The sequence below is a fragment of the Marinobacter sediminicola genome, from assembly GCF_031157525.1.
In the GTDB taxonomy this organism is placed as follows: domain Bacteria; phylum Pseudomonadota; class Gammaproteobacteria; order Pseudomonadales; family Oleiphilaceae; genus Marinobacter; species Marinobacter sediminicola.
Window position 1 is genome coordinate 406214 of sequence record NZ_JAVIXR010000003.1, and the last position, 22234, is coordinate 428447.

Annotated in this window: 26 protein-coding genes and 1 riboswitch; of the genes, 24 read left to right on the forward strand and 2 right to left on the reverse strand. The window is 53.6% G+C overall.

What is annotated here, in order from left to right; genetic code table 11:
* Positions 1-151 precede the first annotated feature (151 nt).
* From RG807_RS17785 to RG807_RS06765, 13 genes are all read left to right on the forward strand, one after another.
* Positions 152-481, forward strand: a complete 330-nt coding sequence (locus tag RG807_RS17785; RefSeq protein ID WP_435404660.1) for a NucA/NucB deoxyribonuclease domain-containing protein — start codon at positions 152-154, stop codon at positions 479-481.
* 3 nt (positions 482-484) lie between these two features.
* Positions 485-1099 (forward strand): hypothetical protein, encoded by a 615-nt coding sequence (locus tag RG807_RS06710; RefSeq protein WP_309044197.1) that lies wholly within the window; start codon positions 485-487, stop codon positions 1097-1099.
* Positions 1100-1199: 100 nt separating this feature from the next.
* The gene (locus tag RG807_RS06715) at positions 1200-1631 is read left to right on the forward strand and encodes a hypothetical protein (RefSeq protein WP_309044198.1); all 432 of its coding nucleotides are present in this window, start codon (positions 1200-1202) and stop codon (positions 1629-1631) included.
* A gap of 47 nt (positions 1632-1678) precedes the next feature.
* Positions 1679-2857 carry a hypothetical protein gene (locus RG807_RS06720; RefSeq protein ID WP_309044199.1) on the forward strand — a complete coding sequence of 393 codons (1179 nt, stop codon included), beginning with the start codon at positions 1679-1681 and terminating at the stop codon, positions 2855-2857.
* Positions 2858-2903: 46 nt separating this feature from the next.
* Positions 2904-3212: a hypothetical protein gene (locus RG807_RS06725; protein WP_309044200.1), complete on the forward strand. Its 309-nt coding sequence runs from the start codon at positions 2904-2906 to the stop codon at positions 3210-3212.
* Positions 3213-3294: 82 nt separating this feature from the next.
* Positions 3295-3663: a hypothetical protein gene (locus RG807_RS06730; protein WP_309044201.1), complete on the forward strand. Its 369-nt coding sequence runs from the start codon at positions 3295-3297 to the stop codon at positions 3661-3663.
* 27 nt (positions 3664-3690) lie between these two features.
* Complete coding sequence (locus RG807_RS06735; protein WP_309044202.1) at positions 3691-4056, forward strand: hypothetical protein; 366 nt, start codon at positions 3691-3693, stop codon at positions 4054-4056.
* A 110-nt stretch (positions 4057-4166) separates the two neighbouring features.
* The gene (locus RG807_RS06740) at positions 4167-5534 is read left to right on the forward strand and encodes an amidase (protein ID WP_309044203.1); all 1368 of its coding nucleotides are present in this window, start codon (positions 4167-4169) and stop codon (positions 5532-5534) included.
* Entirely contained in the window at positions 5531-6244 is a 714-nt protein-coding gene (locus RG807_RS06745; RefSeq protein WP_309044204.1) for a 5-oxoprolinase subunit B family protein, read from the forward strand. Before RG807_RS06740 ends, RG807_RS06745 begins: the two co-directional genes overlap by 4 nt.
* Positions 6241-7218, forward strand: coding sequence for a 5-oxoprolinase subunit C family protein (locus tag RG807_RS06750; protein ID WP_309044205.1), 978 nt, complete (start codon positions 6241-6243; stop codon positions 7216-7218). Before RG807_RS06745 ends, RG807_RS06750 begins: the two co-directional genes overlap by 4 nt.
* A 47-nt stretch (positions 7219-7265) precedes the next feature.
* Positions 7266-8273, forward strand: coding sequence for a CobW family GTP-binding protein (locus tag RG807_RS06755; RefSeq protein WP_309044206.1), 1008 nt, complete (start codon positions 7266-7268; stop codon positions 8271-8273).
* 105 nt (positions 8274-8378) lie between these two features.
* Positions 8379-9884: a sodium/proton antiporter NhaB gene (gene nhaB / locus RG807_RS06760; RefSeq protein WP_309044207.1), complete on the forward strand. Its 1506-nt coding sequence runs from the start codon at positions 8379-8381 to the stop codon at positions 9882-9884.
* Positions 9885-10000: 116 nt separating this feature from the next.
* The gene (locus RG807_RS06765; RefSeq protein WP_309044208.1) at positions 10001-10810 is read left to right on the forward strand and encodes a substrate-binding periplasmic protein; all 810 of its coding nucleotides are present in this window, start codon (positions 10001-10003) and stop codon (positions 10808-10810) included.
* A gap of 9 nt (positions 10811-10819) precedes the next feature.
* Here the strand turns inward: RG807_RS06765 and RG807_RS06770 are convergent, their stop codons facing one another.
* Positions 10820-11557, reverse strand: coding sequence for a DUF3047 domain-containing protein (locus RG807_RS06770; protein ID WP_435404657.1), 738 nt, complete (start codon positions 11555-11557; stop codon positions 10820-10822).
* An 81-nt stretch (positions 11558-11638) separates the two neighbouring features.
* Positions 11639-11835: riboswitch (cobalamin riboswitch) on the forward strand.
* 145 nt (positions 11836-11980) lie between these two features.
* Between RG807_RS06770 and RG807_RS06775 the strand changes: the two genes are divergently transcribed.
* Both RG807_RS06775 and RG807_RS06780 read left to right on the forward strand, forming a co-directional pair.
* Positions 11981-14749, forward strand: a complete 2769-nt coding sequence (locus RG807_RS06775) for a ribonucleoside-diphosphate reductase subunit alpha (RefSeq protein ID WP_309044209.1) — start codon at positions 11981-11983, stop codon at positions 14747-14749.
* 28 nt (positions 14750-14777) lie between these two features.
* Positions 14778-15836 carry a ribonucleotide-diphosphate reductase subunit beta gene (locus tag RG807_RS06780; RefSeq protein WP_309044210.1) on the forward strand — a complete coding sequence of 353 codons (1059 nt, stop codon included), beginning with the start codon at positions 14778-14780 and terminating at the stop codon, positions 15834-15836.
* Between the two features lie 24 nt (positions 15837-15860).
* Here the strand turns inward: RG807_RS06780 and RG807_RS06785 are convergent, their stop codons facing one another.
* The gene (locus RG807_RS06785; protein WP_309044211.1) at positions 15861-16820 is read right to left on the reverse strand and encodes an integron integrase; all 960 of its coding nucleotides are present in this window, start codon (positions 16818-16820) and stop codon (positions 15861-15863) included.
* Positions 16821-17477: 657 nt separating this feature from the next.
* Here RG807_RS06785 and RG807_RS06790 point away from each other — a divergent pair.
* The 9 genes from RG807_RS06790 (at position 17478) to RG807_RS17795 (ending at position 22064) form a co-directional block, all read left to right on the forward strand.
* Entirely contained in the window at positions 17478-17753 is a 276-nt protein-coding gene (locus tag RG807_RS06790) for a hypothetical protein (RefSeq protein WP_309044212.1), read from the forward strand.
* A 103-nt stretch (positions 17754-17856) separates the two neighbouring features.
* Positions 17857-18258: a hypothetical protein gene (locus RG807_RS06795; RefSeq protein ID WP_309044213.1), complete on the forward strand. Its 402-nt coding sequence runs from the start codon at positions 17857-17859 to the stop codon at positions 18256-18258.
* Positions 18259-18378: 120 nt separating this feature from the next.
* Positions 18379-18684: a chorismate mutase gene (locus RG807_RS06800; RefSeq protein ID WP_309044214.1), complete on the forward strand. Its 306-nt coding sequence runs from the start codon at positions 18379-18381 to the stop codon at positions 18682-18684.
* A 111-nt stretch (positions 18685-18795) separates the two neighbouring features.
* A complete protein-coding gene (locus tag RG807_RS06805) occupies positions 18796-19134 on the forward strand; it encodes a DUF2750 domain-containing protein (protein ID WP_309044215.1) in 339 nt (112 codons plus the stop codon).
* Positions 19135-19269: 135 nt separating this feature from the next.
* Complete coding sequence (locus RG807_RS17790) at positions 19270-19575, forward strand: immunity protein Imm33 domain-containing protein (RefSeq protein WP_435404661.1); 306 nt, start codon at positions 19270-19272, stop codon at positions 19573-19575.
* Positions 19576-19674: 99 nt separating this feature from the next.
* Positions 19675-20142: a hypothetical protein gene (locus RG807_RS06815; protein ID WP_309044217.1), complete on the forward strand. Its 468-nt coding sequence runs from the start codon at positions 19675-19677 to the stop codon at positions 20140-20142.
* Positions 20143-20269: 127 nt separating this feature from the next.
* Positions 20270-20608 (forward strand): DUF2750 domain-containing protein, encoded by a 339-nt coding sequence (locus RG807_RS06820; protein ID WP_309044218.1) that lies wholly within the window; start codon positions 20270-20272, stop codon positions 20606-20608.
* A gap of 521 nt (positions 20609-21129) precedes the next feature.
* Positions 21130-21675, forward strand: coding sequence for a hypothetical protein (locus RG807_RS06825; protein WP_309044219.1), 546 nt, complete (start codon positions 21130-21132; stop codon positions 21673-21675).
* A gap of 95 nt (positions 21676-21770) precedes the next feature.
* Positions 21771-22064, forward strand: coding sequence for a DUF7684 family protein (locus RG807_RS17795; protein ID WP_435404658.1), 294 nt, complete (start codon positions 21771-21773; stop codon positions 22062-22064).
* The last annotated feature ends 170 nt before the right edge of the window (positions 22065-22234 follow it).

The window sequence follows — 22234 nt, forward strand, 5'->3', positions numbered from 1 at the left end:
GACCTCGAAGCTAGGGTTACAGACACTTCGCCAATGTATTCGTAAGAAGAATCGGTGCAATATGAGGTTTAATTTGCTAATTGTAGGCTTCGATTCACCAGATATGATTGATCATATCCGTTCTGCACAAATGCGAATTCCCAGTTCTATCATGCTTACCTATGACTCGAGGGTCGGGGGAAGCAAAGGTGGAAGAAGATGGTACAAGCGTCAGGGCGGTCTGCCTAGTTGTCAAGGAGCGACCCCCGCGGGAAAGAGCTGCGACGAATATCCGATGTATCGCTCGAAAGAAGGTGGCTATCAGCGTTATCGTCTAGGGATGGTGTCATTACGTTGGGTGAATGCCGGCCAGAATAGTTATGTTGGAATCCAATACGGTGTTATCGCGAAAGCTATTCGTTCAGGCCGTGTAAAGGACAAAAATGTGGTCGTTGTAACAAGTCACCACTTGCCCACTATCGGAATACCGGGGTCGAGATAGAAGATGAGAATAAGCATTCCCGATGATCTCGCCTTGCCAAAGTCGGTTGTAAGTCTCGCAGGATCGTTGCAAAAGCGCTTTGACCTGACTCGATCCGGGGATCTTGAAAAGGCGATTGAATTGGCGTGCTGCCTTCAGGTACTAACTGCCCGGGCTAATTTTGTGCGTTATATGGACAGCTTCATTTACGATATTTCATATAAGAGCAACAGCTACGCATGGGGGCACAAATGCGACGGTTTGGCGCTGTTGGCCTATGATGCGGACTCCCACAGCGACGACTCCCTGCGAACAAAAGCACTTGAAATCATCACCAGTAAAAACTTTGACGCGAATGACCTGGGCTGGCTGCTGGAAAACGCTCGGGGTGAGATAGAAGCTGACAAAGAAGAGCGTGAAGGTGCCGAGCTGTTAGCGCAAGCGGGAGAGGTGCTGGACCTCACTGTTAAGGAAAAGCAGCAGGGTCATTATTCGAGAATAGTGCTCTTTGCGTACTATCATCAGCTACTGAAGGCCTTTATGCCAGATACCGCTGTGCCGGAAGTGGCAGAGCTATCTGTTTTGATTGAGCGCGAAAGGCGCAGCCTTAGCGAGTTGTTGAGTGAAAGAAAGAGATGAAAGAGCCTGGTTACGCGCTAGTTTCGAAGAGGTGAACTTCGGACACCTGCCAAAGCCTGGCGTGGAGATAAAGTAAAAAATTGGCAACAGGTCAATAATCATGTCAGATGCACTGCAGGTTTTTTTAAAGAGTGATTTGGTTCCTGGTTTGAATAATGCGGTTTTGAGATTGCAGGAAAAAGGCTTAGAACTGGAAGAGTGGGAGAAAGCTTCGTCATTAACAGATGTTGATGGCTTTTGGCCAGGAAAACTCAATGGAGAAGATGCAGGTTTTGAATTCTCTATTGAAGAAGTTGACGATGATGATCTTGAAGCTTGGGATGTAGAGCGGAGTCAGCTTGAAGGTCGAGATCTAATGATGGAGCTCTGTTATTACACCGAAATGGATTTGGCTGCAGCGGTTTTGTTTATCTCCTTTATTTGTGAATCGTGTAATGGAATTACATTTGATGAAAACGATGAGCTGACTGTAACGGCCGCCAATTTAAAGCAATGGAGAGAGGCACTGCTAGGGGCAGATCCTTTAGAGTAAGCTGTTTAATAACCTGTCTTTACCCTCCCGACCGGAGGTAAGAAACGATGAGCCTTGCACTTCCAAAAGATAAAGACCTTGGCTACAAAGTTCCCGCAGCACTGGCCAAAAAGCTCGAAAGGAAGTTCTCGCTAACGAGTGAAGCGTGTCTGGATAATGCTGTGTGCCTGGCAAACTACCTGTTTGCTTTGGGTGAAGTAGATCAGGCACGTGAGCTTCTCGAAAGCTTTGTTTTTGATGTGCGGTCTGATGAAGGGCGCCGAGACCTTTGGGGTTCAGTGGGCCATGGGCTGATTTTGCTGGCTCACATTTACCGGACAAGCGAGCCCGATAAAGCATCCCGTATTATTGCGGCGTTGGATGAGGACGATTTTTATACGTCCGCCATGACCAGGTACGAGATCTTTCAGAGCGATTTTGAGAGCCATCAGAATATTATGGACTACGCTTTTACCGAGACTCCCAAGTATAAATGCGAAGTCATCGGGCAGGAGGCGTTAAACTTTCTTTACTTCCACGAAATGATCCCGGTTACCCGGGAACCCCTACCCGCTGACTTCGCAGATACCTTGCGAGGCCTTATTGATGATTGCTATCACCATCTACGAGAAGCTCTGGCTGAATCCCGGGTGAAGGGGCGTAAGCAGTCGGGAGCGAAAGCCTCGGCTCTGTCAGAGGCAAAGCAACATGCGGATGCGACGGTGTTATTCTCCGGTCAATTAAGCATCAACTATGGACAGTTTTATGTGGATGAGGTCACTCCACGAAACGAAGGCGACTACCTGTCAGTTGAGCGGGCCTTCAGCGGTCAGGCTAATGGGCTATGTGGTGGAGCCCAGAAAGGAAAGCTCTTTCTGGTGGCAGGCCCGCAGACCGGAACCATCTTGATCGATGTGCTCCTGCATTCGTCGAAACCTCCAGTGGATGAGACGTTTGAAGACGCCGTCGAGTGCAGCATGCAGGTACCGGAAAGCCAAACAGGCCTGTGTTCATGGGCTCACGAAGAAACCTATGCCCTGGACCTCCCACCCGGAAATTATCGGGTGCGCTACAGCATTTCCGGAATGGATCGAGATTACGCCGAAGATGATGAAGATGTGGATGTGCCAATATCCGGCCAGCGATATTTGCTGCAATTCTGGCCAGCCTCGGCGGCTAAAGACCAAATTTTAAAGGTAGGTAGCGAAACAGCTGCCTATTGGCACGGTACGCTAGAAACCGAGTGAGCGCCTGAACCAAGGGGTGCAGGCTGATCTCGACGCTGAGGTTCTTATGAGTGTTGTCATTACAATAACCCAAGTTGACTGCCGTAAAGCCGATATCGTGGAGACAGTGGTTTTAAGTCTCGAGGCACCGAACGAAGGAGAGCGGTTTGAGGTTACCAAAGATAATTTGATTATTTTTGGCGGAGTATACGAATTACAGCTTTCGGTATCCTGGGTGAATATGGCGGTGAGTTTCTCACTGATAAACGAAAGCGATGCTGTGCTCCGGTATGGCGGTGTAGTGACCGGAAACACACACTTCGACGTTTCGCTTGGCGCGGGTCAGTTAGTTGAAGTGCTGTTGGAAGTGAAATAGAAGATGATCAAAGTAGTGGTGTTGAGCTAGTGCGGAAGTACGAGGAAACGTAGATCAATAGCCAAATGCTGACCGGATAGTTATGAATAAGGACCTGTATTCCGAAATATTGAAGGCGCTTGTGTTAGCTGCGGAAAAATTCCCGGCTGGTAATGATGATGTGTCAGAAGAAGTTAAGGAGGATTTCGAAACAATCATCGACGAATGTGACATCAGTAGATGGCGAGTAAATGTCGATGGATGCACTAAGGGCGTTGGCAATATTCTTTCTGATCTTGATGTGTCTATTAAAGAAGGCGACCGGCAAAAATGTGTCGAATCAATCGCGATGTTAAGGTGTGCTATCGCGGATATAGCGTCAGCTTTTTCGAACGCGATGGACAGCATGGAAGATCTTGTGGTTACTATTCGTGATGAAAAAAATGATAGAACGGATCAGCAGCTGAAATAAAAGCGTAATGGGGCGCAGATTGGTTCTATGAATTCTGATGAGTTCGGCTCATTGTGCGCGCGTTTGATAAACGAAGACGCCGGCCTGTATACACAAGACACGATAGAGAAAATGCATGTGCTCTGTGATAAACAGTGGCATACCTATGAGCTTCCATCGTTGGGTGTCAGGAAGGCCACAAACCATTGGGTGCACGAGTACCTCGATACCGTATCGCCTGATCCGGAACTCGCTGCAAAGGTTGTTTACTGCTTTGGCCTTAACAGGGAGTTACTGGCGCAGATAATTGAATGTTATGGCGACTACGTTGATTTGAGCGAGTACGAGGAAGACTTGGAGCACTCTGGTGGGGAATTTGTCGATCCTTATTGGACACTAAGAAAAGGTGATTAGAAGTAGGCTGGTTAACAACCTACGTGATGTGAAACCTGATGAAGGGCGCTGTTACCCGAAATGCACCGGATGAGCTAGAGTATTGCAAGGACGAGTGTGAAAGGAGCGACATGAAACAGCAGCCCGGCCAGCCCCCCATAGAACTCACAGAGGCAAGCCTGTCATCTCTGCTGGCCGCATTGCAGCAGAACAAATTCACTGCCAGCCAACTTCTTGAAGCCTGCTTCAGCAATATCGATCAGTTCGATGACCCTGCCAATCAGGTGTACACAGCCCGCTTTGATCGCACTGCCAGAGCTGAAGCCGCCGCTATTGATACACTGCAACAGGGCAGGGTGCCTTTGGGAGAGCTTGCCGGGCTGCCCATTGCATTAAAAGTGCTGTTCGATGCTGCTGGTGAGGTAACTCACTCGGGCTCAAAATGGTGGAGCCAGCAGGCACAAAGCGATGCGTTGATTGTCTCGCGCCTGCGCCGGGCTGGAGCAGTCATCACCGGCCACACCAACATGACCGAGTTCGCTTACTCCGGGCTTGGGCTGAATCCACACTACGGCACCCCCGCCAATCCACTGGCACCGAGCCGCATATCTGGTGGCTCATCCTCCGGAGCCGCAGCGGCGGTTGCCTTTGGTATGGCCGCTGCCGCCATCGGCAGTGATACCGGCGGGTCGGTGCGCATACCTGCGGCTTTTTGCGGTTTGGTCGGCTTCAAACCTACCCAAAAACGCATACCTCGCGATGGCGTATTCCCCTTGTCCCAAAGCCTGGATTCCATAGGCCCCATTGCCCGTACAGTTGAGTGCTGCGCGCGCCTGGATGCCGTTATGGCAGGTGAGTCTTGGCAAAAGAACAACTCGGTTGATCTTCGTGGTCGTCGATTCGTCGTGCCTGCTAACTACATGCTGGATGACGTCTCACCGGCTGTTGCCGCTGCCTTTGCCGGTAGCCTCCGCAAGTTGCGCGAAAGCGGTGCCCAGATTGTGGAAGCACAGATTCCTGTGCTGGATGCGTTGCCAGATCTTATGCTGAATGGCGGACTTGCAGCAGCCGAAAGCTATCACGTTCACCGGCACTGGCTACAGCAGCGTGGAGACGAATACGACCCGCGAGTGCGGGAACGCATGCTGCGGGGCTCGGGCATCAGTGCTGCGGATTATCTTGATCTGCTGCAGCGCCGGGTGGCTCTGAAAAAGCAGGCAGACCAATGGCTCAGTGCCTATGACGGGCTTCTTGCACCCACCGTGGTAATTGAGCCACCCCTGCTTACGGAGCTAGAGAGTGACGCGGAATACCTGCGCCTGAACCTGCTTGTACTGCGCAACCCCACGGTCGCGAACCTTCTCGACTTGTGTGCTATCACACTGCCGAACCACCAACCCGGGGATCTGCCCAGCGGCCTGATGTTGGTAGGCCGGCATGGCTCAGACAGCACTGTGCTCGGTGTCGCACAAGCGATGGAACAGGTTCTGAAGCAGTGAGCCAGAAACCAGTGCTCGAATCCGCCGGGCTGGACGGCTGGATTGTCCGGTTGTTTGAAACGATCGACGAGGGCAACTTGCCTTGGCTGTCTGCATTGTCACACAGGTGTGAACACGCCTTTGGTGGTGCGCTGACTGATCTGGTGCCTTCCTACACCACTCTTCTCGTTGTGTTTGATCCGATTACTTTAACGTCTTCAGAGGCCCGGGCCATACTGTGCCAGGTATTGGTGGATCTTGAGCCGGATAGCGGCGTTCAAGACGGGCAGGTACACGAACTTCCCACCTGGTACGACATCAGCGTAGGCCCGGACTTGCCAAGGGTGGCGGAACACACGGGCATGGCGGTTACCGATGTGATCGAAGTCCACAGCCAGCGCACTTATCGGGTGTTTGCTCTGGGTTTTGCACCGGGCTTTGCTTTCAAAGGATTAATCGACCCTCGCCTTGAATGCCCACGGCTTGATACGCCCCGCAAGCGAGTGCCGGCCGGAAGTGTGGCTCTGGCTGGCCGGCAAACTGCAGCCTACCCGACAGAAACTCCCGGAGGCTGGAACTTGCTGGGGCGAACCAGTGCCCGTTTGTTTGATCGGGAGCGTGAGGGATTCAGTCTTCTACGGGTTGGCGATCAGGTGCGCTTTGTTTCCGTCAGCCGCGAAACCTTTGAGCGTGAAGGTGGGAGCAGCAAACCTATGGAGCTGGAATCGTGAGCCACCGGGAGAAGCCACAGCCAAGCATACGGGTGCTGCGCGCCGGCCCTCTGGCGCTATTGCAGGACAGCGGAAGGTTTGGGGTGCGCCATCTGGGGGTAACTCAGGGCGGCCCGGCCGATCTTTACTCCTGGGCCTGGGCCAATCACCTGACTGGCAACCCTTGGGGTACTGCCAATCTGGAAATAACCTTCGGCGGTTTGCAGCTAGTGGCCGAAAGAGACCTGGACATCGCTATTGCCGGCGCCGATCTGGGGGCCACCCTCAACAATGAGCCTGTTCCTTTGTGGCAGCGCGTTCGCTGGAAGGAAGGCGAGGTTCTGGCTTTTGCCAGGCCGATGAGTGGGCTGCGTGCTTATCTGGCGGTTTGCGGCGGCTTTGTCGCAGAGCCGGTTCTGGGGAGTGTGGCCAGCGTCGTCCGGGAAGAGCTGGGTGGGTTTAGCGGAAAGGGCTGCAAGCTGGCTGAAGGGGATCAATTATCTGTTCACGCTGGTGGAAAGGACTTTATCCAAGGCTCGATGCAGGCATCGCAGGAAGCCCGACCTGATTTCAGCCAGCCTGCTGTGCTGGATTTACTGCCGGGGGCGCAAATTGCTCATTTCACCGGCCGCAGTCTGTTTGACGCGTTCAACATCTGGTGGCAGGTGGATGATCGCGCCGATCGAATGGGCGTTCGCCTGATCGGCCCCAAGCTTCACTGCAACATTCGTAGTCTGGTGTCTGAGGGAATCAACCTTGGCGGCGTGCAGGTGCCGCCGGATGGGCAGCCTATCGTGCTGCTGAACGATCGCCAGACCATTGGCGGTTACCCCCGATTAGGTTCGCTATCGCCGCTGTCAGCCTCCCGGCTGGCCCAGTGCTTACCGAAGCAACGCGTGCGGCTGGTTGCCAGGGGGCACGAGTCTGCGCTTCGAGAGTACAGATCGTTCAGGAAGCAGTTCAAGCTTGGGCGTGACAATAATGTTATGTTATAACATGTTCGCTTAAACACAGTATTTAGACGATGCCAAAGGCTCAACCCATGACACACAACTCGACACCCATCCCCACGCACCTGGTGCTTGGCTTTCTCGGTGCTGGCAAAACCACGGCAATCCTCAACCTGCTGAAGCAGAAGCCGGAAGGCGAGCGCTGGGCGGTGCTGGTGAATGAATTTGGAGAGGTCGGTATCGACGGGGCCTTTCTGTCGAACCAGGGCGTGGCGGTGAAAGAAGTGCCTGGTGGCTGTATGTGCTGCGTTTCCGGGTTGCCTATGCAGATAGGGCTCAACAGTTTGATCAGCTTCGCGCGCCCTGACCGGTTGTTTGTTGAACCAACCGGGCTGGGCCACCCAGCACAGGTGATCAAAACGCTGACCGGAGAGTTTTACAAGGATGTGGTACACCTTTCGACGTCTGTTTGCCTGGTCGACCCGCGCCGGCTGGAAGACGAGCGTGTGCTTGCCAGTCAGCAATTCCACGACCAGGTTGCAGTGGCGGATCTGTTGGTGGCGAGCAAAGCAGACCTGTGCACGGATGAGCAGTTAGCGCAGTTCGACGCCTGGGCGAGCGACTGGCAACCGGCAAAGCGGCGCATCGGACAGATCAGTGGCGGGCAGCTTCCCCTCGAATGGCTAGCAGGGGATTCCGATCGACTACCCGCGCATTTTCCTGAAAGCCACCACCATCACCATGGTAAAGCCCTGGCGGAGAAACCCTCACTGGAGGATGAACCCTGGCAGTCATACTTCAACAAGGGCGATGGTTTTACCAGTATGGGTTGGCGTGTTCACAAAGATTGGGTGTTTGATCCAATCGCGTTGCAAAGCCTGGCCAGTAATGGGGAGTTTGAGCGTTTCAAGGGGGTGGTGCATACCAACAGAGGCTGGTGGATGTTCAATGCCGTTGAGGGCGTACTGACACTGCTGGAAACGGTGCCCGCTGATGAGTCTCGGGTTGAAATTATCAGCCGCGCGCTGGAGCAAAATGATCTGGATCACGATCTTCGCAGTGCCTTGGTAGTACGGACATCTGCCAGTACTAAAGGATAGGGCTATCCTGTATCTTTGCAGCATTAACCGGCGCAGGAATGTCAAGGAAGATAAAGGCATGGCGCCATATACTGTTGTCGACCGCTAACATAAAAGAACCCCGCAATGCCCACGACCGTTTTTTCCGCGTTCTCCAGTAACTTTCTTGGTAAAGCTCCTGTCTGGTACAAGCAGATTATTCTGTTGTTTTTGATCGTTAACCCGATCGTTATGTATCTTTTGGGGCCGGTTACAGCGGGCTGGTTGCTTATAGCAGAGTTTATTTTCACTCTTGCCATGGCGTTGAAGTGTTACCCGTTATTGCCCGGCGGTTTGCTGGCAATAGAGGCATTATTGATCGGCCTTACCACGGCGGATGCGGTGTATCTGGAAGTGCTGACCAATTTCCCGGTTATTCTGCTGTTGATGTTTATGGTGGCAGGCATCTATTTTATGCAGGACCTGCTGTTGGTCGCATTCACCCAGATACTCGTTGGGGTGCGATCCAAGTCCGCGCTCTCGCTCATGTTCTGCATGTCTGCCGCAGTGCTTTCAGCGTTTCTGGATGCCCTCACAGTCACGGCGGTTATTATCAGCGTTACTGTCGGCTTTTACTCGGTTTATCATAAAGTCGCCTCGGGCAAGGGGTACCAGAGCAGCGACCACAATTCCGACAGTGATGACGAAGTCATCGAACTGCACCGAAACGATCTGCAAAACTTTCGGGCGTTTCTGCGCAGCCTGTTGATGCACGGCGCCATTGGTACCGCACTGGGTGGCGTTGCAACCATGGTGGGTGAGCCCCAGAACCTGTTGATCGCTAAAGTAGTGGGCTGGGACTTCATCGGATTTTTCCTGCACATGGCGCCGGTTAGCGTGCCCGTGCTGATAGCGGGGTTGGTAACCTGCTGGGTGCTTGAGAAAATGCGTTGGTTTGGCTACGGCGGACGGCTTCCCAAACCGGTACGGCGGGTGTTGGAAGAGTTTGCGGATGAGGAACGTGCCAAGCGCACCAAGGCAGATGAGGCCGCGCTTTGGGTGCAGGCGGCAGCGGCGGTGATTCTGGTGGTTGGCCTGGCCTTGCACTTGGCGGAAGTGGGCTTGATCGGGTTGCTCGTTATCATACTGATTACCTCGTTTACCGGTGTAACCAGCGAGCACCAGATAGGAAAAGCCTTTCAGGAGTCGCTTCCGTTTACGTCGCTATTGGTTGTGTTCTTTGCGGTGGTGGCGGTGATTCATGAGCAGCATCTGTTCAAGCCCGTGATCGACTACGTGCTGTCACTTCCGGAGGGCCAGCAGCCAGGCATGTTCTTTATCGCCAACGGCTTGCTTTCGATGATCAGCGACAACGTGTTTGTGGCCACGGTGTACATCAGTGAAATCAAGCAGGCACTGGATGCTGGCAGTATCAGTTATGAGCATTTCCAAAGCCTTGCTGTGGCCATTAACACAGGCACCAACCTTCCAAGCGTGGCGACGCCGAATGGCCAGGCAGCCTTCCTGTTCCTGCTGACTTCTGCCATTGCGCCCCTGGTTCGTCTATCATATGGACGAATGGTCGTAATGGCGTTCCCCTATACTGTGGTGATGGGTGGTGTTGGTCTGTATATGGTCATTTATCATATTTGATGCCATTTCACAGGGCACTGCTAATCTCATCTCAGGTAGTTTGAAAAGTCCGCATACCTTCAATATGTCGGCACAACCAACGTATCGGTACTATGCGCAGACTCTGGAATCGACATTTGGCCCCGGCAAAGTTCCGGGGCTTGGCAGCCCGAATCGTAATGGTGGTCGCAGTTTTGGCGACAGTTACCCTCGCAGGGCCGGTCTTGGCTGATATTGCCGGGAACAAAGTGCGCATTGCGTACACCGAATTCCCCCCCGCTGAATACCGGAATGAACAGGGCGAACCGACGGGTTTTTTTGTTGATCTGACTAGAAAAGTTGTCGAGGAAGCCGGTTACGAAGCCGAGTTCATTTACCTGCCTGTAAGCCGGGTTTATTTGTACCTGAAAAGCGGCGCGGTTGACCTGTTTCCCGGCCTTTCCGGTGTGCCAACTCTCAAGTACGAGGTGCTTGAGAGTTGGGTAAATGTTTATCCAACACGGCTCAATGCCTGGCATCTGGAAGATTCAGAACCACTGACCCACTTTGATCAACTGGAAGGGAAAACGGTCATCGTGATTGGGGGGTACACCTACGGTGGCCTGCTGACATGGCTTGATAATTCAGATCGTATTCGGCTTACTGAAGCGCCCAGCAGCCGTGCTGCACTCGAGATGCTCAAGCTTAGGCGCGGTGATTATGTACTGGATTACCGCGAAACAGTTGAGCCCATGCTGACGTTGCCATCAGACAGCAAGATTCTCGGTTCGGAAATAAGATCACGCTATTCGGCCTGGCTGTATTCCCTGGCAAGCCCTCGCGCTTCAGTGCTCCGGGAAAAAATTGATGATGCCTACCTGAGGCTTGTCAGCCGAGGTGAAGCGCCGCCCGTAAGACCGTTCAAAGCAGGCTTTGTGATCCCGGGGTTCCCTCAGGCACATCGTTAAAATCGCCTGTTAATTCTTTTTTGTCTTGGTTAGCCTGATATCGCCGTACCAGGCAATTGCTTGCTCACCGGTATTGTCTGAATCCGACATGATCGCGATACCCCGGATTGGGGGCGGATTTTCCCCGAAGGCCTGGCGATAGTCCGCCACGATATCCCGCTCTATGGCTACCCACTCACCGGCATTCCCACTGCCAGAGTTAACGGCAATCATCATGGTTTTGTCGGTATAGGGATTGGCTATGAATTTGCCTTCCGGCAGGGTGTTTGCCCAAATATAGTTCAGGGTATTGCCCGGCAGTTCCTCACCAAACAGCACTTCCACCGTTTTGCGCTTGGCTCGTTCGAAAAAGCCTGCTTTCTCTGGCTCAAACTCGAAGGCAACGTAGATACGGGCAGGGTAGTCGTCGCCGGACTTTTTCCGGGCATCGCCCTTTTCAAACACATTCGACACCTTCCAACGCCAGTTCAGAATAGGTACATCTTCAGGTTCAATATTTAACCGGGCAATCAGGCCTGAGGCACCCCCGGAGGTTTGTGCCATAACTACCTGGGAGCCACCGTCTTGAACAAGTTCGTAGTGGGAAAGCTGATTTATCTTGGGAAATTCCAACGGCTCCCAGCCATCAGCGAGCGATGTCATCTTCGAGAAAGGGGTAAGTAAGGCTTCCTGTGCCAACAGGTGAGGGGAAGCCAGGCTGAGCACTGCAAAAACCAGACAGGTACGTGCGCGTTTAGAGATAAACATGAAGCCTTCCCACTTTTCTGTGTGTTCGTGATAGACCGGCAGATTTGGGAAAGGTGCCTTGTCTCTCGAAATATTACTGTATATAGTGCCTGCATCCTTGGTTGAATACCAAATATGGTATTCGGGAATCCGGTGAGAATCCGGAACTGACGCGCAGCGGTATTGGGGAACGAGCGTGGCATAAAGACACTGGCGCAAGCCGGGAAGTCGCCACGCAAGGCAGAACCGAAAGGTTCATGCCCCTGAGTCCGAAGACAAGCCAGGGAATACACACTGCACCTTCGCGACTCAGGCGCCTGCATTTGGCCCTACAAGGTGAGCAGCAACGAGCAAGGCACTATTCGGCGCATTCTGTGCTGATGCCAGTGTTCGTCCTGCGTGCGCGAAGGTTATGGAATTAACGCGTATTCAGGAGAAAGCCGCATGTCTGCGACCGCTCTCACCGAGCCTCGGCCCTCATCGCCATCCGCCACAGAAGCCCTGCAAGTCATCAAGCGCAACGGCAATCTGGTCAGCTTTACCCCCTCCAAAATCAGCGTGGCCGTTACCAAGGCCTTTCTTGCCGTTGAAGGCGACCAAGCCGCAGGCTCTGCCCGTATAAACGACGCTGTTCACAGGGTAACCGAGCAAGTTGTGCAGGCCATCAGCCGCCGCCTGAAAGCCGGCGGACGGGTGCATATCGAAGACATACAAGACCAGGTAGAACTGGCCCTGATGCGTGCAGAAGAGCAGAAAGTCGCCCGCGCCTACGTACTCTACCGCGAAGAACACGCCCGCGAACGCGCCCTGCACGAGCCGGTGGAAGCCCACCCAACCCTTACTGTAAAACAGGCCAATGGCCGCACCGCACCGCTGGACTTGGGCCTGATGAAGCAACAGGTCGATAAGGCCGCGCTTGGGCTGGAAGGTATCGAAGGCGAATCCCTGGTGGAAGAAGCCATTCGCAACCTCTACAACGGCATCGACGAAGCCGAAGTACTGAGCGCCTTAATCATGACCGCCCGTGGCCGCATCGAGCGCGAGCCAGACTACAGCGCCGTCACCGCCCGCTTACTTCTGGAACAACTGCGCCTTGAAAGCGTCACCGCACTCAACCTCGATACCAGCCTGAGTCTTTCTGAAGTTTATCCACAGGCCTTGAGCGCTTTCATTCACGCCGGTATTCGTTACGAGTTGTTGGATGAAGCCATGGCCGCATTCGATCTTGAACGGCTGGGTGCTGCGATCAAACCCGAGCGCGACCAGAAGTTTGGCTTCCTCGGCCTGCAGACCCTGTACGACCGTTACTTCCTGCACTGGAAAGGCGACCGCCTGGAGCTGCCCCAAGTATTCTTCATGCGCGTGGCCATGGGCTTGTCTCTGCGTGAAGACGACCCCAACAGCCGCGCCATCGAGTTCTATAACTTGCTGTCCTCATTTGATTACATGTCATCCACGCCCACACTTTTCAACAGTGGCACCCGCCACTCCCAGCTGTCGTCTTGCTACCTCACCACCGTAGGCGATGATCTGGAAGACATCTACGGCGCCATTCGCGACAACGCCATGCTTTCCAAATGGGCTGGCGGCCTAGGCAACGACTGGACACCGGTGCGCGCACTGGGCTCCCGCATCAAAGGCACCAACGGCCAAAGCCAGGGCGTAGTACCGTTTTTGAAAGTTGTGAACGACACCGCTGTAGCGGTAAACCAAGGCGGCAAGCGCAAAGGCGCCGTGTGTGCCTATCTTGAAAGCTGGCACCTGGATATTGAAGAGTTTCTCGAACTGCGCAAAAACACCGGTGACGAACGCCGCCGCACCCACGACATGAACACCGCAAACTGGGTGCCGGATTTGCTGATCGAGCGCATGCGCCAAGACCGCGACTGGACCCTGTTCAGCCCCAGCGACGTGCCCGACCTGCACGACCTATACGGCAACGAATTCCGCGAGCGCTACGAGCATTACGAAGCGCTGGCTGCCGAAGGCAAAATCGAGCTGTTCAAAACCATCCCGGCCAAACAGCTGTGGCGCAAAATGCTGACCGTGTTGTTTGAAACCGGCCACCCGTGGATCACCTTCAAAGACCCCTGCAACCTGCGCTCGCCGCAGCAGCACAAGGGCGTGGTGCACAGCTCTAACTTGTGTACCGAAATCACCCTGAACACCAGCGCCGATGAAATCGCCGTGTGTAACCTGGGCTCGGTGAACCTGGCCGCTCACATCAGCAACGGTGAGCTGGATGTACAGCGCCTTGAGCGCACCGTAAACACCGCCGTGCGCATGCTCGATAACGTTATCGACATCAACTTCTACGCCGTGCCGCAAGCGCGTAACTCCAACCTGAAACACCGCCCGGTGGGCCTTGGCCTGATGGGCTTTCAGGATGCGCTATATGCTCTGGGCCTGCCGTACACCAGCCCGCAAGCGGTAGAGTTTGCCGACGTGGCCATGGAACAGTTGAGCTATTTCGCCATTCGCGCATCCGCTGAGCTGGCGGCAGAGCGGGGCGCTTATGAAACCTACGAAGGTTCCCTGTGGAGCCAGGGCATACTGCCCATCGACTCCATCGAACTGCTGAAAAACGCCCGTCGGGAAGGCGATATCAACGTAAACACCGACAGCCGCCTGGACTGGGCGCCGGTGCGCGAACTCATCGCCAAGCACGGCATGCGCAACAGCAACGTAATGGCCATTGCACCCACCGCTACCATTTCCAACATCGTGGGCGTGTCGCAATCCATCGAGCCGGCGTACCAGAACCTGTTTGTGAAATCGAACCTCTCCGGCGAATTCACCGTGGTGAACCCCTCACTGGTGCGCGACCTCAAGGCGGTCGGCCTGTGGGACAACGTGATGGTGAACGACCTCAAATACTACGACGGCAGCGTGCAGCAAATTGAGCGAATACCCACCGAACTGAAATCCCGCTACGCCACCGCGTTTGAAATCGACGCTCGCTGGTTGGTGGAGGCCGCTTCCCGCCGCCAAAAATGGCTAGACCAAGCCCAGAGTTTGAACCTGTACATGGCCGAACCCAGCGGTAAAAAACTGGACGAGTTGTACCAGCTGGCGTGGGAGCGTGGCCTGAAAACCACCTACTACCTGCGCTCGCTAGGCGCTACTGGCGTAAACGAACAAGCTGCCCCGGTTGCCGCACCACAGCCACAAGTGTGCAGCATTGATGAACCCGACTGCGAAGCCTGTCAGTAACCACTTACTACTATTGAGAGGCACAACCATGCTGAATTGGGACGACGAAACCAAACCACAAAGCCAGCCCGCTGCACACAGCAGCGTGGCCCCGGTGAACGTAGACGACAAGCGTGTTATCAACGGCGAAACCGACGTAAACCAGTTGGCGCCGTTTAAATACCCGTGGGCTTGGGAGTTCTTCATGAACGCCAACAAAAACCACTGGACCCCGCTGGACGTAAACATGGCGCAAGACGTTCACGACTACCACCACCGCCTGAACCCGGCAGAAAAGCACGTGTTCGAAAACGTGGTGGCCTACCTGACCACCTCCGACATACTGGCCATGCGCAACATCGGCCTGGCCGTGATGGAAAAAATGACCGCGCCGGAACTGCAAATTTACCAGGCGCGCCAGGTGTACGAAGAGGCCCTGCACACCTGGACCTACCAGCACTGCATTGAAACCCTGAACCTGGACCAGAGCGAAATCTACAACCGCTACCGCGTAGTGCCGCAGATTAACGCCAAAATCCAGATGGCCAACCGCCGCCTAGACGCCGCTATGCGCTCCGACCTCAACCTGCGCAACAAGGACGACCTGCAAGAATTCATCATGTCGTACTTGTTCTTTGCGGCGGTGTTTGAAGGCTGCTGGTTCTACAACGGCTTCAGCCCCATCTTCGCGCTGCAACGCCGTGGCCTGATGCGCGGCACCGGCGAGCAGTTCCAGTACATACTGCGCGACGAAGCCATGCACTTCGCCTTCGGCCTGAAAGTGGTGAACCAGATACTGGAAGAGGAAAACATCAGCTTCGACCCGAAAGCCGTACGCGAGATGTGGGAAGAATCCGAAGCCGCCGAGCGGGACTACGCCAACTACATCCTGCGCGACCCGATACTGGGCTACTCAGCGGAATACCACACCGAACAGTTCCGCTTCGTGGCCAACCGCAGAGCCCGCACCGTAGGGCTGGAAGAACCGTTCCCGGGGGCGAAGAACGTATCGCCCTGGCTGGATGAGCAGGCGACCATGCGGAAGGAGAAGAACTTCTTTGAGACAAGGGTGATTGAGTACCAGACCGGGGCTCAGTTGGAGTGGTGAGTACTCACCCACGCTGAACGGCGCTCACCCCAACGGACTTCGAACCCCCGCAAAACCTTGCCCGAGAACATGGGTATAGATTTGGGTGGTTCGCAGGTCTGCGTGGCCGAGTAGATCTTGTACTGTGCGGATATCGTTACCACGTTTTAGAAGTTCCGTGGCGAAGGTGTGGCGGAAGGTGTGGCAACTGGCAGGTTTATGGATACCGACAGCCTTTGCCGCACCGCGCACAGAGCGTTGTACGGATGAAATATGGCGATGGTGTCGGGATACATTGCCTAGATTGTCTGTACACAAAACCGGAGAGGAAAAGAGCCACTGCCACGCTAACGAACGGCTTGCTCCGGGATACTTGCGAGCGAGCGCGAAGGGCATACTGACCGGGTGCAGAAACTCCTCACTGCGCTGCTGCCAAGCTTTGCGGATGCTCTCAACATGGATCTGAAGCGGCTCAATCAGCGTGGCAGGTAATAAAGTGGTTCTATCTTTGGCACCTTTTCCGTCGCGCACGGTGATTACCTGCTGTTGAAAATCCAGATCCTTGATGCGCAGACGACAGGCCTCGGTTACCCGCAAACCAGAGCCATACATGAGGGATGCTATCAGCTTATTAGGTTCACTGAGATGGTTGATGATGCGCATCGCTTCATCGTGCGTGAGCACCACGGGCAACTTACGAGGCTTCTTTGCCCGGACTACATCTCCAATCTCGCCGAGTGGAGTCCCGAATACCTTGTCGTACAAAAACACCAGAGAATTCAGCGCCTGTGCCTGCGTGGCTGCAGCAACATTGCGATGTACGGCAAGCCAAGTCAAAAACTCATTAACCTCCGGCGGGCCCATATCTCGTGGGTGTTTCATTTGGTGGAAACGAATGAAGTAGCGAATCCAGTACCAATAGGTTTTCTCGGTACGAATACTGTAATGATTGACGCGAATCACCGCGCGAACCTGATCGCGTAAACGAGGCTGCTTTCCTTGCATTGTGGGCTCCCTGCCACAGGACTGTATATTTAGACAGTATTATTGGTGGCGCAGATCACAGAAGTCAAATGATTACGTAGTAGGCTTCTAAAAACTGAGCTAAGCTTTTGTTTTACGTGTTTTTGATTGGTGCGCACGGGTTCGAAAAATCCGTAATAACGAAGCGGTCAAATTTTCGCAATCACTGAGACATCGATCCAATTGCTGTTAGCTGGTAGTGCCTCTTACCTTTTGGGCGGTTCGGTGGTTGTGGCCTTGGCTTAAAGTTCGCAGGCGAGCCGTGAGATTAAAGTCCGGCCAAGGCCGTGAAAATCAGTGGTTAACTGGCAGCTCACTCGTCCATTGGTTTTGGTGGAGAATTGGGTGTTCAGTTTGTGGGGCCGTCCGCCGAAAGCCGGCTCCTGGTTGGCTAATCTGTTGTTATGGTTCGTTGGCCGCATCGGTGGTGACGTTTGCAGCCCAGTGCATCGGCAGAGTTTGGTGCAAAAACAGTTACAGAGTAGGCAATCGCATTGGTTGCCAGCGGCTGGGCATGTCGTTACACCCAGCTAACAAGTCGCAGCAGTACGCGGCCGATGGCCGCCGGACGCCCTTTACGTGGCTCCTTCGTCGCCACTTCAAGGTCGCCGCTGTGCTCAGCGTTAGCACCAGAGAGCCATGACTCAAAAATATGTCACCAGCATTCAAGGCGGGACTCTAAAAACAGCTGATTTTCCTGAGCGGGAGATTTCGTTCCGGGACAACGCCGAGTTAGTTATGCTGGTAAAGCAGTTGTCGACACAAGGGTACGCCTTTGTAGACGCTCCGAGTGGATGGCCACCCGCAGCGGTGCTTCAGCAGCTTCAGGAGCTAGGGGAGATGGATTTCTCATTCACGGCGATAACTTGGTCTGGGCCGCGTGATTATCGCACTTATCAGGTTCCGAAGTGCTAACCAGTCAGTCAACCGGACACCAAAAGCGTTCCGCTTTTGGTTCCCTTCGCTGGCGCTCCGGTGCCGGTTACCGTAGGCGTTATGTATCTACAAGGAGAGTTTGGTGCTCGAATTCGTAATTGAGAAGTTGATTAGTCTTCTTGGCCCGATAGCCACTCTGAGCAAAGAGAAAAGGGAACTAAAAGACGATGCATTAAGGGCGGTATCAACTGCACTAACTGAAACTTGTGTCTACTACCGAAGCTTGGGCAAAGGCGCTCAACGCAACGAAGAAAAAGAGGCGCAGCTTGCTCGTTATTGGTCGGCGGCCGCGATTCCTCTACGGCATATTGACGAGGAACTGGCTGGCATTTGCGAGAATAAGGCAGAGTATTGGCTTAATTCAGAGGGCTGGAGCAATGAAGAAATACTCCAATACGGCATAAAGCTCGAGGATGTAAAACAGGCCTACCGCCAGATGGCAATGCCATCGTTCTCCAAGACTCGGGGTTTTAAAGCTACATAACCAGTAGTTCCAGTACGTTCCGGGCCTGACGGCCCTCCACCGGACGCCCTTTTCTCCGCTTCGCTGCAAAAAGGTCGCCGCTGAACAAAAGCGTTATGGTCGTTAACTAAGGAGAATATTTTGAACACGGAAGTGGTTTGCACATCCATAGATGAAGTACGCTCAAACATCGATTCGATTGATAGGAAAATCGTTGGGTTACTTGCTGAGCGTGGTGGTTTCGTGAAGCAGGCCGCGCGCTTCAAAAAGACCACTGATGACGTAAAAGCGCCTCAGCGAGTCGAGCAAGTTATTGCGAAAGTTAGAACGCTAGCAGCAGAGTTTGACGGCAATCCTGAAGTCACAGAAGCCGTCTATCGTGCCATGATTTCCGCATTCATTTCTGCCGAATTGCAAGAGCATGCTGACCTTGCCAATAGTCGCTAAATACCATAACAAACCGCAGCAGTACGCGGCCTACGGCCGCCGGACGTCCCTGACGGGCCGCCGCTGTGCTCCGCGTTACGTTTCGTCGTCGACAAAGCATCGAGTAATTGGATGAATGTAGAAATTATCGGTGATCGCGAATTTATCACCTCTGTTCAGGAGCGAGACGGTGTTTGGGTGCTAATGGCGGGCCAAGCACTTTACGCCTTGCTCGCCGAAGGAGGTAAAGCTCTGCCTGTTTGGTCGTCAGCGGAGAAAGCTGAAGTATTCGCCCAGAATTTGAATCGAGGCGGGTTGTCACCGGTGTTCGTGCCGCTGAATATCTTTCTGGGCGGTGCGTGGCTGGGTTCGTCGCGGCTACAAATTGTCGATGTGTTGGCGTCGCCCCGGTATGGTCAGGAGTCTCTCACCTATGCAGCTGAAGAGCTTGGTGCCAGACTAAAAACGTAACAAGTCGCAGCAGTACGCGGCCGATGGCCGCCGGACGCCCTTTACGTGGCTCCTTCGTCGCCACTCCAAGGTCGCCGCTGTGCTCAGCGTTACATGCAATAGGGAAGCTCTATGCCGAGTCCAACCGAAGTTTGTATGAGATTCAGCGCGGAACCGCTCCCTTGCAGCGGTGAGGAAAAGCTTGGAATTGCAGTTGAGACCATTGGTAATCTTCCGATTAACGGTCTCCGGCACAAACCTGAGAATGGCACGTGCGGCTGGTATATATGGTGCGGTGAGAGCATGTCTGAAGATCCCGATTTCTTCAAACCACTTCACGTTTCTCATGTTCGAGAATATTTGCCAGAAATTGAGCAATATTTGTCGCTACCGCCAGGCTTCAGGTTCCTGGTGGCAGGCGATTACGAGGACGTTTGGTATGACCCCGAGATCGTCATGTAACAAGTCATTCCAGTTCGTTCCGGCCCTAATGGGCCTCCACCGGACGCCCTTGTCAGGGCGCCGCTGAATATTGGCGTTAAGCATTCACAAGGATTGCTAGTGAATTTAGAAATACTAAAGATTTTTATTCAAATACTACTATCTGTAGCGGCAGCCTTCTTAGGGGCATGGCTTGCATCACGTCGTTTCAGGAATGAACGGTGGTGGGAAAAGAAATCGGAAGCTTATTCAGAATTAGTAGAAGCGCTTCATGATATGAGGTGGCCTTCCAGCGAGCATTTTGACGCGGGAATAGAACATAGGGATCTTCCAGAAGAATATAGTCAAGAATTATGGCAAGAGTTTAGAAAAGCTAGAAAGGTTGTTTGGAAAATCACTGAAAGTTCATCGTTCCTTATTTCTTCAGACGTTTTGAAGGCAGTTCAAGAAATGGAGCGGGGTCTATCAAGTGCTAGAAACGCCGACTCTTGGGTCGAGCATCTAGATGAGCAGGGAGATGCGATCGATACTTGTCTCGAAAAAATCAAAAATATTGGAGCAAAAGAGCTGGGCATCAACAATGCTTAACAAGTGCATCAAATTCGTTCCGGCCCGAAGGGCCTCCACCGGACGGCTTTTTCTTCGCTTCGCTACGTAAAAGCCGCCGTTTATGCAGGCGTTACGTTTCGTCGTTGACAGAGTATCGGGTAATTGGATGAATGTAGAAATCATCGGTGATCGCGAGTTTATCACCTCAGTGCAGGAGCAAGACGGTGTTTGGGTGCTAATGGCAGGCCAAGCGCTTTACGCCTTGCCAGCCGAAGGTGGTAAAGCTCTACCTGTATGGTCGTCGGCAGAGAAAGCAGAAGTGTTCGCCGAGAAGCTCAGAAAAAGTGGGTTCATACCTACGTTTGTTCCGGCGAGTAATTTTCTGGGTGCCGCCTGGTTGGGTTCGTCGAGCATGCAAATCGTTGATGTCTTGGCCTCACCCCAATATGGCCAGGAATCGCTCACCTACACAGTTGACGAACTCCGTGCCAGACTCAAAACGTAACAATGCCATTAAGTCTGTTCCGGGCCGATGGCCCTCCACCGGACGTCCCTGTCGGGCCGCCGCTTATGGCTGGCGTTAGCTGGTGTGGCTTTGCTCCTTTTAGGCGGCTGGGTGCCAGTGGCCTTGGCCGTAAGCGGGCAGTAAAACCGGTAACATGGTGCGGTTGCCAAGGCCGTCAAAAATCGCAGTCTTGCTGGCAGCTCAATTAGTCAACGGTGTTGGTAGCAAATTGGATGTCTCGGTCGTGGGGTTGTCCGCCGAGAGTTGGTTCCTTGCTTACCTGCTAAGCTGGAGTTCAGGTTCATTCACCGCATCGTCTGCGGTGGTTTTAATTACGGTGCATCGGCAGGTGCTGGTGCAAGGGCAGCGGAGTAGGCCGTCATGTTGGTTGCCAGGGAATGGTCTTCACAATTACCCCCAGCTAACCAGGCGGTCAACCGGACGCCAAAAGCTTACAGCTTTTGGTTCCCTCCGCTGCGCTCCGGCGCCGGTTACCTTCGCGTTAGAAATTGAGAGGGATGATGTCTGAGGAAGTGCCTAAATGGCCAGATTCATTACCGTTGCCTGCCAAAGTGACTTTCGGGCCACGAAGAGTCCATCTGCTACCAGCAGATTTTGAGAGCGAAGGGGCGATTTCCGACATTCTCCACGATCTTTACTGGTTTCCCGACGATCACTACTACCTTTTTTATTCAGATACACTGAAATTAACGTCTGAGGCGGCCACAGAGCTTGAAGCATCAGGAGTAGTTTTTACCGAGCTTGAATCCTACTTCTATAAGCACCCAAAACCCGGATATGACAGGGACTTCATTCAAGTTTTACCAAACGGCAACTACCCGACGTGGAGAAAAGAAGCGGCTGACGGGCAAATGTTTTGGCGGGCATCGCTTGCGCTAGACTCAGCCATGCGAAGAGAGATGGACTTCAATGAATCGGCAGCGAGAACCCGCGATGCAATTACCGACTCGGAAGACGTTGTGGATCTGAAGCCCAACTTCTTCGGCGTTGGAGTAAACCTCAACAGTGTCTGGCGGAGGTTTCTGACTTGGTTCAAATCCCGGTGATTTCTAACCAGTCAATCAAGTTCGTTCCGGCCTGTGGCCTCCACCGGACGCCCCTGTCGGGCCGCCGCTTATTTCAGCGTTAGAGCCCACGAACCATGAAGCCCAGAAAGGTTATTCTAGCCACCAATAGACGATACTCTGAGCAGTACGAGCCGCTGTTGGAAGAACTATTCAATCGGCGCATAGAGTTATTTTGCGCATGGGGAACGCATTGTGAGCAGTGGGAGTCAGCAATGGACCTGTTTGTAACCGATCCTGATCGTATGAAAGAGCATCATATAACAACGACCAGCCACGCGGATGAGTCACTGGAGGATGTTCAGAACATGGCTAGCATGTGGGTTGTCGAGGGCGGCGGCAGCAATGACGTTGAGATCATCAGGCTCTAACCAGTCGGTCAACCGGACACCAAAAGCGTACCGCTTTTGGTTCCCTCCGCGGGCGCTCCGGCGCCGGTTACCTAAGCGTTAGGCAGAAAACATGGTCGAGCATGAAGACCTCAAAACTAGAAAAGTTCTCGCTGAGATATCGCTATTTCCGATGGTGATATCAGGTAGGT

Bases quoted from the DNA above. Each gene is read 5' to 3' on its own strand.
- RG807_RS17785 (WP_435404660.1), top strand. From the start codon at position 152: ATGCTTACCTATGACTCGAGGGTCGGGGGAAGCAAAGGTGGAAGAAGA.
- RG807_RS06710 (WP_309044197.1), top strand. From the start codon at position 485: ATGAGAATAAGCATTCCCGATGATCTCGCCTTGCCAAAGTCGGTTGTA.
- RG807_RS06715 (WP_309044198.1), top strand. From the start codon at position 1,200: ATGTCAGATGCACTGCAGGTTTTTTTAAAGAGTGATTTGGTTCCTGGT.
- RG807_RS06720 (WP_309044199.1), top strand. From the start codon at position 1,679: ATGAGCCTTGCACTTCCAAAAGATAAAGACCTTGGCTACAAAGTTCCC.
- RG807_RS06725 (WP_309044200.1), top strand. From the start codon at position 2,904: ATGAGTGTTGTCATTACAATAACCCAAGTTGACTGCCGTAAAGCCGAT.
- RG807_RS06730 (WP_309044201.1), top strand. From the start codon at position 3,295: ATGAATAAGGACCTGTATTCCGAAATATTGAAGGCGCTTGTGTTAGCT.
- RG807_RS06735 (WP_309044202.1), top strand. From the start codon at position 3,691: ATGAATTCTGATGAGTTCGGCTCATTGTGCGCGCGTTTGATAAACGAA.
- RG807_RS06740 (WP_309044203.1), top strand. From the start codon at position 4,167: ATGAAACAGCAGCCCGGCCAGCCCCCCATAGAACTCACAGAGGCAAGC.
- RG807_RS06755 (WP_309044206.1), top strand. From the start codon at position 7,266: ATGACACACAACTCGACACCCATCCCCACGCACCTGGTGCTTGGCTTT.
- nhaB (WP_309044207.1), top strand. From the start codon at position 8,379: ATGCCCACGACCGTTTTTTCCGCGTTCTCCAGTAACTTTCTTGGTAAA.
- RG807_RS06770 (WP_435404657.1), bottom strand. From the start codon at position 11,557: ATGTTTATCTCTAAACGCGCACGTACCTGTCTGGTTTTTGCAGTGCTC.
- RG807_RS06775 (WP_309044209.1), top strand. From the start codon at position 11,981: ATGTCTGCGACCGCTCTCACCGAGCCTCGGCCCTCATCGCCATCCGCC.
- RG807_RS06780 (WP_309044210.1), top strand. From the start codon at position 14,778: ATGCTGAATTGGGACGACGAAACCAAACCACAAAGCCAGCCCGCTGCA.
- RG807_RS06785 (WP_309044211.1), bottom strand. From the start codon at position 16,820: ATGCAAGGAAAGCAGCCTCGTTTACGCGATCAGGTTCGCGCGGTGATT.
- RG807_RS06790 (WP_309044212.1), top strand. From the start codon at position 17,478: ATGACTCAAAAATATGTCACCAGCATTCAAGGCGGGACTCTAAAAACA.
- RG807_RS06805 (WP_309044215.1), top strand. From the start codon at position 18,796: ATGAATGTAGAAATTATCGGTGATCGCGAATTTATCACCTCTGTTCAG.
- RG807_RS17790 (WP_435404661.1), top strand. From the start codon at position 19,270: ATGAGATTCAGCGCGGAACCGCTCCCTTGCAGCGGTGAGGAAAAGCTT.
- RG807_RS06820 (WP_309044218.1), top strand. From the start codon at position 20,270: ATGAATGTAGAAATCATCGGTGATCGCGAGTTTATCACCTCAGTGCAG.
- RG807_RS06825 (WP_309044219.1), top strand. From the start codon at position 21,130: ATGTCTGAGGAAGTGCCTAAATGGCCAGATTCATTACCGTTGCCTGCC.
- RG807_RS17795 (WP_435404658.1), top strand. From the start codon at position 21,771: ATGAAGCCCAGAAAGGTTATTCTAGCCACCAATAGACGATACTCTGAG.